This window comes from Pseudoalteromonas xiamenensis (assembly GCF_017638925.1).
In the GTDB taxonomy this organism is placed as follows: Bacteria; Pseudomonadota; Gammaproteobacteria; order Enterobacterales; family Alteromonadaceae; genus Pseudoalteromonas; species Pseudoalteromonas xiamenensis.
Genome location: NZ_CP072131.1, coordinates 1 through 10,202, shown reverse-complemented (window position 1 = coordinate 10,202; position 10,202 = coordinate 1). Strand labels below are relative to the sequence as shown.

Here is a 10,202-nt window from a genome sequence, read left to right as displayed (position 1 = left end):
TTGCCATTATTGAAGAAAAGCAGAAGTTAGAAATGGATAAAATGCAAAAAGAAAATCCAATTTACAGCTTCTATTCTGAATTGCCTGAAGATTATGAATTTAAGATAAAAACAGACCCCGAATATGCAGAGCAAGTTGGTAAAGAACTTAAACAAAAAGTGCTCAATGAATCATTAACCCCTGCGGAACGTCTTGCCGCCATTGGCCAACTGCAAATGAACATGTATGCGTTGAACCGCAATGAATTAGAACATTTAGATTACGAGGTCGTCGACAGTATGATAAAAATGACGAATCGTTTAGATGACGAAAAATTACGTGTACAAGCACTCGAAATGCTGTCACACACCCCTGTAATCGACGTACGTATTGCTAGACAGTTCAAATCTATGTTAGATAAAGAAAGCAATGACTACGTTCGCAGTATTGCCGTCGATGAGAACCATGTCGCAGTTTTATCAAGCTCGCCAAAACAATGCCGATTATCGAAAGCAACTGGCACTTGATATTCTCAATGTATATGAAAATACCACTGACAAGTCTTTGCAGAATTTATTTAATCTTCACCTCGGTGACGAAGAACGTCTCAACGACTTGAAGAAAGTTGCTGGATTATAAATGAAATCTGAGAATTAAACGAACGACATGAACAGGCCTGAATAATGTTTAACGACAATACGTTTGCGTTTTTAAATGAACTTGCTCAAAACAATGACCGTGAGTGGTTTAAAGCCAATCAAACGCGATACGAAGAAAACGTGCGAACGCCAGCGCTCAACCTGATTGAAGCCATGGCGCCAGGAATACGCAACTTATCGCCAAAACTGTTAGCCGTGGCAAAAAAGGTCGGTGGAAGTTTGATGCGCGTGCAACGAGACACCCGTTTTAGCCACAACAAACAACCATACAAAACAAACGTGGGGATCCAATTCCGCCATTTTCTTGGCAAAGACGTTCATGCTCCCGGTCTATACTTACACCTAGCCAACGACGAATGTTTTTTAGGTGCTGGAATGTGGCGTCCCGAAGGCAAAGCCCTCAATGCTATTCGTCATTGTATGGATGAAAACCCTAACGCCTATAAAAAAGCGCTCACAACATTAACAGCAGCGGGTTTCGAACTTACAGGTGAATCACTTCAAAGACCACCTAGAGGCTATGACAAAAACCATCCATTGATTGAAGAACTGAAACGCAAAGACTTTATTGCGTTCAAAAATTTCGATAGGCAAATCGCGACATCCACTGACTTCCCAGATTGGTTACTATCACAATGGCAGCACACTCAACCATTAATGCACTATCTGTGCTTCGCACTCGAACTCGATTATTAAACCAATGAGTGAAATTTGCATTCATGACCTGTTTGGAGTCTGCAGGTCATGTTTGTACAGGCATAAGGTATCCATCGACTGCGCCTCCATTACCCACTTTTTAATTGAACCGCTCACTTGATACTGTCACTAATGCTTCAAAGGCTGGTTTTGCAAAGTAGTATCCTTGCATCAGATCAACGCCTTCATTTGCAAAAAAGTGGTACTCAGCTTGAGTTTCAATCCCTTCTACAAGCGTCGTTACCCCAAGTTCATTAAGCATGGCTAAAGTGTGTTTGGCGATGATTTGTTTTGGCTTATTGTTTGCTATGTTTCGGACTAAATCCATATCCAGTTTTACAATATTAGGTTGGTATGAAGCTAATAAATTCAAGCCCGCGTAACCTGCCCCAAAGTCATCAATCGCGGTTAAAAAACCTTGCTGCTTATAATACGAAACGATCCCTTTTACATGGTCTGCATCCTTGATCTGCTCATTTTCCGTAAATTCGAACATAATGCGGTCGGTCGGAAAATGGTATTTTTCCGCCGCTTCTAAAGTCGTGCGAATACAACGCTCAGGCTGATAGACAGCATTAGGTAAAAAGTTGATGCTGAGAAATCCCTCTAGGCCCAACTTGGCGGCTAAGGCAATCGCCTTAACGCGGCAGGATTGATCGAACGCATAGCGATTTGCTTCATTTACATTGGCAATAACGGCGCCAGCAGGCTCGTTATTAACACCACGGACAAGCGCTTCATAGCCAAATATAGACTTGTTTTTGTGACTGACAATCGGTTGAAATGCCATCGTAAACTCAAAGTCTAAGTTGTTGCCGTGACGGCATTGCTCACAGTGTTTCGCTGTCATCCTACTCTCCTTACGTTTACAGTGGAGCTCTTCGCTAGATTTTGCTTTAAATGTTCAAAGAAACGTTTTGTCTTATACGGTATAAAATCCGTTTTAGGGTAATAAGCCATCAATTGAGTTTTCGCAGATTTGATTTCGGGTAACACCGGAACCAACAATCCGAGGCGAATTTCACGCTCAATGTAGTGAGGAGATATAAAAATGATCCCCATGCCTTGGATAGCCGCTTTTAAAATCGCATCAAGATGATCTGTCACAAAATTATAGTTGGTAAAACTGAACACGCGACCATCTTCAAGCACCAATCCACCTTTTTTCTGATAGTAATTGGTCAGCAACATTTTGTGTTCACTCACGTCGTTCAGAGACACGATCTGCTGGTGATGTTTAAGGTAGTCAGGCGAGGCGAACATTTGCATTTGATAATCAATTAAACGCCGACCAACAAGGGAAGAGGAATCAAACTCTTCATGGTAACGCGTGATCACTAAATCATGATGCAAATCTGGAGGTGCTCCCGGAGGCAGTACATTGAGATGAATGGTTAGTTTAGGATACTGTGCTAAAAACGTTTTAATGTTTGGCATTAATACAGTACTACCAACCGCTTGGGTCGCCGCGATTTTCAGTGTGCCTTGCGGCTCAAGATGCGACGACTGAGCTTCGTCGAGTAACGCATCAAAATCGGCTACCCATTGTTTCACTCGGGGCAAAAACAACGCGCCTTGTTCAGTTAAGTTTACTTGTCGAGTCGTTCGGACCAAGAGGGTATGACCAAGTTGCTGTTCGAGCCAATCAATCCTTTTGCTCATGGCTGAGGGTGAAATGTTTAAGAGATCGGCAGCTTTGGTAAAGCTGCCTGTTTGCGCCAGTATTTCAAAACTTTTTGTCGCCGTTAACCAGTCCATATTATTTCCTATTAGGAAAAAGTATTTTAATTATTACCTCATTTTTAAGACATTAAAAGCACCGTATAGTGAAGACTCTATTCTAGGCTGTTGGGTGGTTCGTTGACGATGTGGGTTGTACTTGCCGTATTTCTATTATCTTGCTCACAGCTTGCAAGCCAAATATACATTCCCGTCTTACCAACGCTTGGTCAGTCACTTGCAATTAGCGAAACAGCTAGCCAAGCTCTCATTGCAAGCTACTATATCACCCTAGGAATGTCGCAGTTGATCACCGGTCCGTCGAGAGACCGGTTTGGTGATAAGCCTGTTTTTATTGCGGGACAAATGACGCTAATTCTCGGCACACTTCTGTGCACGCTTTCGCAAAACGCTACCTTGTTTTTTATTGGTCGCATTTTACAAGGTATTGGAGCGGCCTCCCCGTTGTTAATTAGCCGTACAGTACTATCCTCAAAATTACAGGGACCAAAGCTCAAAAGCGCAATGGCAACAATGGCGATAGCATCCAGTTTAACGTCTATTCTAACGCCGCTGATCTCTGGCGTGCTTTCCCAATGGTTTGGTTGGCAAGGTATGTCTGGTGTTCTAATTGGCTATTATGTTTTGGTTACGTTGTTTGGTTTGGCGCTCTTAGAAAGCACCACTAATCACGCCAATTCTGTGCATCCGAAATTTCTCGTAAAACAATATCGTGCATTACTGAATCAGGGGCCTTTTCTCTACGTCGCCTGTATTAAGTGGATACCTACTTTTTTGTATTTGACAATCCAGTTGTACTTGCCTTTTTTCTTAAGTCACACCTTTGGATATAACGACCATGAAATTGGTCAAGCGATGATGATCCCAATGCTAGGGCTGTTGTTCGGTTCGACTATGGCAAAAGTTTTGCAAAAGCGTTTTGCCTACCTCGATTTAGTGTTGTGGTTTTGGCCTATTTTGCTCTTGGGTGCGTTACTTTTTGCACACACCGATGCAGCACTTGGCTATTTACTCGCTTACGCACTGGTGATGCTCGTGTTTGGTGTTTATTTTCCGGTATATATGCACCTCATCGGTGTTGTAGAACCAAACAATGCAGGTACCGCTAATGCGCTGGTCGGCGCTGTAGAACTACTTGTGTTCACCCTACTTGCGCTGGCAATCAACCGATGGCTCCTCGACTCGCCACTGTCCGTCGCGCTGTTTATTGGTTTGTGCGCGCTTTTCGTACTGTTTGCATGGTATCAATTAAATACACGACGTATAACAGAACTTTCGACCCCAATTACGGAAAAATAACAATGTTTAATACAAAACGGACTCTGATTCGACGACTAAAGCAGGATGACGTAGACGCAATTTATGCGCATCGGCGCAGCCACCAAACGTCTAAATACATTGGTCCGCCAAGCACCTTACAAGATGCAATTGAGCGTGTTAATCAAGCCATGAAACCTTGGACACAAGCAGAAGGCGAGAGATTGATGCTTGGCATTGAGCACCGAGACACTGGCGAGCTGATAGGGGAACTGATGTTTAAGTACACCAATAAGCCCGCCGGAATTGGTGAGATAGGATACCGATTGGCCGAAGAATATCTTGGTCAAGGCTATGGTTTAGAAGTGTCGAACGGGCTTATTAATTACGTTTTTGAAGAACTCGCGGCACACAAAATACAGGCTATTGCCGCTGTTGATAACATCGCTTCGTGGAAGCTAATGGAAAAATTGGGTATGGTCCGAGAAGGCGTATTACGCGAGTATATGTTGCTGCCTTCTGGCTATTCCGATGCGGTCGTATATGGTTTGTTGAAACGAGAATGGTTGGCCTTGAACAAAAACAAACCAGTTCCCACTTTGCAACAGGTATGCTAATAATGAATTTCTACATTTACTTATAAGTCATACAATTATGCCTGCTCATTTGTTTGTTTACGGCACTTTGCTTAAAAAACTAAACCTCCCCTGCTATCGCTACATCCAAAAAGTCGCTGACTTTGTTGGGGAGGCAAAGACACATGGTGTACTTTGGGATCTGGGAAATTATCCAGGCTTGCAAGTCGACGCCACGGCGGGTGCTGTCATGGGTGAGGCTCTTTAAACTCAAAGAGCCGCTAGATTGGCATGAACTTGATGCTTACGAAGATTTCCACCCGAATGATCTCGCAGGAAGTCTATATCTGCGAATTGAGACGCAAGTACTTCTTGCCAACGACAAACCGCAACGTGCGTGGGTTTATCACTACCAAGGACCGATGCATTTTGCCAAAGTGATTGAACATGGCGACTACGCGTTACATCGACAAACATTACGTCTCCCACGGCGCTAAAATTTACTTGTCACTTATTAGGTAAATACGCATTCATTGCTACACTTAAACTAAAACAAGAGGTTAGCATGGAAAAAGTGGCGATCATCGGTGGTGGGATCAACGGGCTATGCACTGCATGGAAACTCGCTGAAGCGGGGTTTAAGGTGACACTGTTTGAGCGCGGTGAACTCATGCAACAGACTTCAGCTGCTTCAAGCAAACTGTTGCACGGTGGAATACGCTACCTTGAAAACTTTGAATTTAGATTGGTCCGTGAAGCCCTTGAAGAGCGTAAATGGTGGCTCGAAAACGTCCCAAATCTAACGCGTCGCCTTCCTATACTTTACCCTATATATCCCCATACACGCGCCAGATGGAAAATGAAAATCGGCATGACGTTGTATGATTTCCTCGCCGGTAAAAAAGGCATTGGTCGACACCGATGGCTGACGCCCAGACAAGTTAAACGTTGTTCGCCATACCTAAATCAACAAAATTTAAAGGGTGCTTACTTATTTCACGATGGTCAAATGGATGACCAAGCGCTCGGGCTTTGGGTTGCAGAGCGCTGCCGTGAATTAGGGGTAAGCATCCACACCCAGCATCCAGTCAATCGCATTACAGCACATGGCACACTGAGCACTTTTCAAGGCTCATTTGAATTCGACACCATCATCAATGTCGCCGGCCCTTGGAGTGAGCAGCTCCTTGAAGATTCTCACCTGCCTCACGATGAACACTTAGACTTAGTGCGAGGGAGTCATTTACTCCTGCCCCCCATAAGCAAATTTGGCCATCTACTTGAAGTACCCGGAGAATCAAGGGTGGTATTCGTGTTGCCGTACAAATCACAAACATTGCTTGGCACGACAGAAGTGAAGCACACGCTGAACGAAACAGTTGAGGTTTCCAAAGGAGAACAAGCTTACCTATTGAACCTGTATAACCACTATTTTACTCAACCATGCAACGAAACGGACATACGTTCAAAGTACGCTGGTGTAAGGCCTCTTTTGTCCGGCAAAGACTCGCTTTCGAAACATTCTAGAGAATACAAAATTACACGTAATGAGCGACTTATCACGGTGTTTGGCGGGAAATGGACGACCGCACGGGCACTCGGACTCGCTGTATTAAACCAGCTAAGAAAATAACGGTGTTTTTTCCTGACTATTGCTTAAAAATCCGCCTATCAAAGCTAAATTCGAGCTTCTCTGCTTTTTCTAGAATTTCAGGCATCAAAGGGTGATTGGGGTTGACGAGAAAGTTTTTATCCCGAGGAGAAATGGTTGAAGGGACTTGCAATGCCACAAACTCTGGATGAGGCAGTTTTAAAAATTGATCGCCAATTTCCTGCGTGAGTTCTCCAACCGGTATGGCACGCCAATTGTTGGGTAAGTCTTCTTTGTCTAGCTGGACAATAAGGTATTCAGGCACTTCAATGCGGTACAGATCGTACTTATCAATCAGTTGTGGATCGTTATTTACATGGACGAACACCTCAAGTACACACAATGATTCCGATTCGGCAAAATACAGCGCTTCTGTGCCTTTGGAATTCCACCTTCCGCCAAACAGTTTTGCGCCTTGCGGACTAAAAGGTGTGTCTGCAAACTTCTTTTGTGTCAGTCGATACATTTTCATTAAGAAAAAACACCGTGTTCGATACGACCAATTAAGTCTTTTACTGTCTCAAAATCGACCGTGGTCGATATCATATCAAGAGGTCGTTTGCCATTTAGCCCATAAACACCTTCTCGGATCCACTCAAGCGCGCGTTGTTCATCATCGAACATATCCGTTGCCAATTTAATCAACAGTGCAAGGCGGTACATCACGTCACTTTCTTGAGTGCTAAAACGCTCTTCGTTTTTAAGCCGACGTTTAATTGTGCTGATTGGGATCAACGTAACATGATGGAATTCGTTTTGAGATAACTTTGCTTTTTCAACAATGTTTCGATAGACCGCAGGCTTAAACCCTAAGTGAATTGAGGCCGTTTTTGACGTGTCATCGTCTTCAATCCCCAGCGAATACCAATAATTGGGTTTATAGGTTGGTTTAGGCTTAAAACTTTTTAGACTTGATGTGGCCATGGCAAACCCCAAAAAAGCTCATATGGTCTTGCCATACTGGCTCAATTGAACCAAAAAATCAACTAAAGCGTACAAAACGCCAAAAACACAATCCCAGTTTGCGCAACTATCATCCTCCTGTACCACAGTGCCATTAGTGCAACCTACAAAAACTTCAGCCTATAGATTTTTTGTTCATGCGACCTCCTACACATCGATATTCAATTTTGTTATTGATTTTAAATAAGTAAAACCAAGTAAAATCTCAAGCCGGAAAAATGGAACCTAAGTTGTGCTCTCACTTTGCGTCATTTTTTCCATGTAAATTTTGAACATTCAAAATTTAGGTACAGATTTTTAACGTTTCATTCAGTTAACTGCAACTAACCTATTTGTACAACACTTTGGAGGTCAATATGTACAAGTACGTAACGCTAGCAACATTCATGGGATTACTAAGTGGCTGCGGGGGTGGCTCAAGTTCCAGCTCAACATCGACACAACCTACTACACCACCTGTTGCAGAATCGACAACGTTAACATTGGGCGTTTCCGATGCTCCCGTAACGAACATCGCCGCAGTTTGGGTTGCATTTGATAAAATCACGCTTCGCGCTAGCGGCGGTCAAGATACCGTCGTCGACATCAGCAGTGAAGATGGCAGCAAATCAGTTCGCCTTGTCAATTTACTTCAATACACGGGTGACGATATTCATCAATTATTTGCTAATCAGCAACTTGAGGCAGGTAATTACACATGGATACGTGCCGATGTTGTCAACGGCGATAGCAGTGACTATGAAAATACATCTCACGTTATCTACAAAGATGGTACGTACGCCCCACTTATCGTAAACCGAAAAAGGCAACGATGGTATCGGCGAGATTCAACTAGACGGATTCGATTTAGTTACAGGAACTAATCAGTTTGTGATGGAATTCGACTTAAAAAAATCGTTGGTCGATCCTAAAAATAACGCCGACATTATTTTAAAACCCGCGAGGTGTACGTTTGGAAAATTTGGCACAAAAAGCTAAATTGGAAGGGTCAATTGCAACGCAATTAATGGCCGATTGCGAAGTCGCTAATGCCTCGCTTGCAAACATCGACAACGGCTTCGAACATGCAATCTACTTATATCCTGCGAGCATCGAGGCGCCAGCAAATATTTATTATGAAAATGATGAGCCAAGTGCAACTGGGCCAATAGCCACTGCATTGGTGTCGTTAAATGAAGATGGCACTGGTCACTACGAAATCGCGTTTTTGGCACAAAGGAAACTACAAAGTCGGATATACCTGCCTTGGTCATATCGATAACATCGAAACGCAGGACGCAAACTTTACGCTGTATCGCGTGTCAAGTGCAGACGTAACATCAAATACCCAAGTAAATTTCACGGAATAAACTGAAAAGTCCCCCACATTTAGGGTGGGTCACTTAAAAAATTAAAAAGCGCTTAATTTTAAGCGCTTTTTTAAATCATCCATTTATTCTTACGAATTGTTAAGCAGTGTTTATGGCATCAAATCAATGCCAAATAACTTAACAAAATACGCAAATAACCAAAAACAGACGACCGTGATAACCGCACTCATTCCAAGCGCCAGCCAAAATCCAAAACGATTCAACAGCGCAGGAAATATCAAAAACATTGGCAACGTCGGTACCACATACCAAAAGGTGTACCAAGCGTGATTGGCAATTTTATCCATCGGCTGCTTTTCAACGTATAGCCAAATCATGGCTAAAATGGTCACCATTGGCAGTGCCACTTATCAATGCACCGAGTTTATCACTGCGCTTGGCAACTTCCGACACCGCAACGACCACCGCTGCCGTCACCAAATACTTGGTAATTAACCAACCCATAAGTTCCCCAAAACAAAGTGCGAATAAAGCGATTTATATTGTCACACACTCTATTGCTGTCCCTATAGCGAATTGAGACAAAGCCTGCTAGAAGGCACGAATTCAATGTTTTGAAATAATATACTGGCCCTAGTCGCTTAACGCTGTCAAAACCATAGGAATCTGCAAAAAGCGAAACGGTGAATTAAACCCTTCAGAAGAACTTAGGGATACAGCGTTTATCGTTGTATTTACGACTCAAATGAGCCAAACCAACTTGTTTCTTACGATACTGCGAATCAATGCGTTGAGCGATTTGACCCCCCTATACCCCACTAAATAGCACCCCTGATCCGCAGCAGAACCAAATCAACTATCCGTTAACATAGACTCACTAGTTCAGGATGTCTTGCCCAGAGCTGAAGTGTTAAAACACCTCGCAAAATCGATACCAGTGCAATCACATAAATACCTACATTCAGTAAGGGAAGTCTGCGGACAATTTTTGCCCCTGAAAGAGCGTAACTACCACATACAACAAAGATTGCTGATGCAACAAGTGTGGCGAAAGGAGCGAGCAGTGTTCCCGCTTTCGCTGATTCGACAAGTACGGGTGGAGCCATTTGTGCCGCGTAACATTGGGGTCCGAAATAAAGACAGGAAAGATGAGACAGGGCGGTCCCAAACGCAACAATGGCCACTATCACCAACAACACTGTTCCGAATCGCGCTTTCATATTCTCCCACTCCTTGTCGTAGTCTATTTGTTACGTTCACGGCAGCAAATGCTAACGTTTCATTCAATGCAACGCTTGGCGACAAGCACTGAATCTTGCGCTACAACGTTACACTAATTTCGTTACTCTAGGGTACTTTTCAGAGGCATACT

Annotated in this window: 14 protein-coding genes and 2 pseudogenes; 10 read left to right on the top strand and 6 right to left on the bottom strand. The window is 43.4% G+C overall.

Features of this window, described 5'->3' with window-relative positions; translation table 11 throughout:
* From J5O05_RS00080 to J5O05_RS00070, 3 genes and pseudogenes are all read left to right on the top strand, one after another.
* A pseudogene (locus J5O05_RS00080) lies at positions 1-506 on the top strand (hypothetical protein); the annotation flags it as partial.
* Positions 445-618: a hypothetical protein gene (locus J5O05_RS00075; RefSeq protein WP_208841699.1), complete on the top strand. Its 174-nt coding sequence runs from the start codon at positions 445-447 to the stop codon at positions 616-618. The pseudogene J5O05_RS00080 and the gene J5O05_RS00075, both read left to right, overlap by 62 nt.
* Before the next feature lie 44 nt (positions 619-662).
* Positions 663-1,334: a DUF2461 domain-containing protein gene (locus J5O05_RS00070; RefSeq protein ID WP_208841698.1), complete on the top strand. Its 672-nt coding sequence runs from the start codon at positions 663-665 to the stop codon at positions 1,332-1,334.
* A 100-nt stretch (positions 1,335-1,434) separates the two neighbouring features.
* Here the strand turns inward: J5O05_RS00070 and J5O05_RS00065 are convergent, their stop codons facing one another.
* A complete protein-coding gene (locus tag J5O05_RS00065) occupies positions 1,435-2,184 on the bottom strand; it encodes an EAL domain-containing protein (RefSeq protein WP_208841697.1) in 750 nt (249 codons plus the stop codon).
* Positions 2,181-3,092, bottom strand: coding sequence for a LysR family transcriptional regulator (locus J5O05_RS00060; RefSeq protein WP_208841696.1), 912 nt, complete (start codon positions 3,090-3,092; stop codon positions 2,181-2,183). The genes J5O05_RS00065 and J5O05_RS00060 overlap by 4 nt, the downstream gene beginning before the upstream one ends.
* 108 nt (positions 3,093-3,200) lie before the next feature.
* Here J5O05_RS00060 and J5O05_RS00055 point away from each other — a divergent pair, with 108 nt between their 5' ends.
* From J5O05_RS00055 to J5O05_RS00035, 5 genes are all read left to right on the top strand, one after another.
* Positions 3,201-4,373: an MFS transporter gene (locus J5O05_RS00055; protein ID WP_208841700.1), complete on the top strand. Its 1,173-nt coding sequence runs from the start codon at positions 3,201-3,203 to the stop codon at positions 4,371-4,373.
* A 2-nt stretch (positions 4,374-4,375) separates the two neighbouring features.
* On the top strand, positions 4,376-4,948 hold the full coding sequence (locus J5O05_RS00050) for a GNAT family N-acetyltransferase (protein WP_208841695.1): 573 nt from the start codon (positions 4,376-4,378) through the stop codon (positions 4,946-4,948).
* Between the two features lie 37 nt (positions 4,949-4,985).
* Positions 4,986-5,174, top strand: a complete 189-nt coding sequence (locus J5O05_RS00045; protein WP_208841694.1) for a gamma-glutamylcyclotransferase — start codon at positions 4,986-4,988, stop codon at positions 5,172-5,174.
* Positions 5,092-5,403 carry a gamma-glutamylcyclotransferase gene (locus tag J5O05_RS22810; RefSeq protein WP_425281492.1) on the top strand — a complete coding sequence of 104 codons (312 nt, stop codon included), beginning with the start codon at positions 5,092-5,094 and terminating at the stop codon, positions 5,401-5,403. Before J5O05_RS00045 ends, J5O05_RS22810 begins: the two co-directional genes overlap by 83 nt.
* A gap of 68 nt (positions 5,404-5,471) precedes the next feature.
* Positions 5,472-6,539 (top strand): glycerol-3-phosphate dehydrogenase/oxidase, encoded by a 1,068-nt coding sequence (locus J5O05_RS00035; RefSeq protein ID WP_208841692.1) that lies wholly within the window; start codon positions 5,472-5,474, stop codon positions 6,537-6,539.
* A 16-nt stretch (positions 6,540-6,555) separates the two neighbouring features.
* Here J5O05_RS00035 and J5O05_RS00030 read toward each other — a convergent pair whose 3' ends face one another.
* Both J5O05_RS00030 and parS read right to left on the bottom strand, forming a co-directional pair.
* Complete coding sequence (locus J5O05_RS00030) at positions 6,556-7,029, bottom strand: RES family NAD+ phosphorylase (RefSeq protein ID WP_208841691.1); 474 nt, start codon at positions 7,027-7,029, stop codon at positions 6,556-6,558.
* Positions 7,029-7,481: a type II RES/Xre toxin-antitoxin system antitoxin gene (parS, locus tag J5O05_RS00025; RefSeq protein WP_208841690.1), complete on the bottom strand. Its 453-nt coding sequence runs from the start codon at positions 7,479-7,481 to the stop codon at positions 7,029-7,031. The genes J5O05_RS00030 and parS overlap by 1 nt, the downstream gene beginning before the upstream one ends.
* A 395-nt stretch (positions 7,482-7,876) precedes the next feature.
* Between parS and J5O05_RS00020 the strand changes: the two genes are divergently transcribed.
* A complete protein-coding gene (locus J5O05_RS00020) occupies positions 7,877-8,383 on the top strand; it encodes a DUF4382 domain-containing protein (RefSeq protein WP_208841689.1) in 507 nt (168 codons plus the stop codon).
* A gap of 89 nt (positions 8,384-8,472) precedes the next feature.
* Positions 8,473-8,781 (top strand): hypothetical protein, encoded by a 309-nt coding sequence (locus J5O05_RS00015; RefSeq protein WP_208841688.1) that lies wholly within the window; start codon positions 8,473-8,475, stop codon positions 8,779-8,781.
* A 198-nt stretch (positions 8,782-8,979) separates the two neighbouring features.
* Here the strand turns inward: J5O05_RS00015 and J5O05_RS00010 are convergent.
* Both J5O05_RS00010 and J5O05_RS00005 read right to left on the bottom strand, forming a co-directional pair.
* A pseudogene (locus J5O05_RS00010) lies at positions 8,980-9,334 on the bottom strand (DUF3147 family protein).
* A 359-nt stretch (positions 9,335-9,693) separates the two neighbouring features.
* The gene (locus tag J5O05_RS00005; protein ID WP_208841687.1) at positions 9,694-10,050 is read right to left on the bottom strand and encodes a hypothetical protein; all 357 of its coding nucleotides are present in this window, start codon (positions 10,048-10,050) and stop codon (positions 9,694-9,696) included.
* Between the last annotated feature and the right edge of the window lie 152 nt (positions 10,051-10,202).

Bases quoted from the DNA above. Each gene is read 5' to 3' on its own strand.
- J5O05_RS00075 (WP_208841699.1), top strand. From the start codon at position 445: ATGTCGCAGTTTTATCAAGCTCGCCAAAACAATGCCGATTATCGAAAG.
- J5O05_RS00070 (WP_208841698.1), top strand. From the start codon at position 663: ATGTTTAACGACAATACGTTTGCGTTTTTAAATGAACTTGCTCAAAAC.
- J5O05_RS00065 (WP_208841697.1), bottom strand. From the start codon at position 2,184: ATGACAGCGAAACACTGTGAGCAATGCCGTCACGGCAACAACTTAGAC.
- J5O05_RS00060 (WP_208841696.1), bottom strand. From the start codon at position 3,092: ATGGACTGGTTAACGGCGACAAAAAGTTTTGAAATACTGGCGCAAACA.
- J5O05_RS00055 (WP_208841700.1), top strand. From the start codon at position 3,201: ATGTGGGTTGTACTTGCCGTATTTCTATTATCTTGCTCACAGCTTGCA.
- J5O05_RS00050 (WP_208841695.1), top strand. From the start codon at position 4,376: ATGTTTAATACAAAACGGACTCTGATTCGACGACTAAAGCAGGATGAC.
- J5O05_RS00045 (WP_208841694.1), top strand. From the start codon at position 4,986: ATGCCTGCTCATTTGTTTGTTTACGGCACTTTGCTTAAAAAACTAAAC.
- J5O05_RS22810 (WP_425281492.1), top strand. From the start codon at position 5,092: ATGGTGTACTTTGGGATCTGGGAAATTATCCAGGCTTGCAAGTCGACG.
- J5O05_RS00035 (WP_208841692.1), top strand. From the start codon at position 5,472: ATGGAAAAAGTGGCGATCATCGGTGGTGGGATCAACGGGCTATGCACT.
- J5O05_RS00030 (WP_208841691.1), bottom strand. From the start codon at position 7,029: ATGAAAATGTATCGACTGACACAAAAGAAGTTTGCAGACACACCTTTT.
- parS (WP_208841690.1), bottom strand. From the start codon at position 7,481: ATGGCCACATCAAGTCTAAAAAGTTTTAAGCCTAAACCAACCTATAAA.
- J5O05_RS00020 (WP_208841689.1), top strand. From the start codon at position 7,877: ATGTACAAGTACGTAACGCTAGCAACATTCATGGGATTACTAAGTGGC.
- J5O05_RS00005 (WP_208841687.1), bottom strand. From the start codon at position 10,050: ATGAAAGCGCGATTCGGAACAGTGTTGTTGGTGATAGTGGCCATTGTT.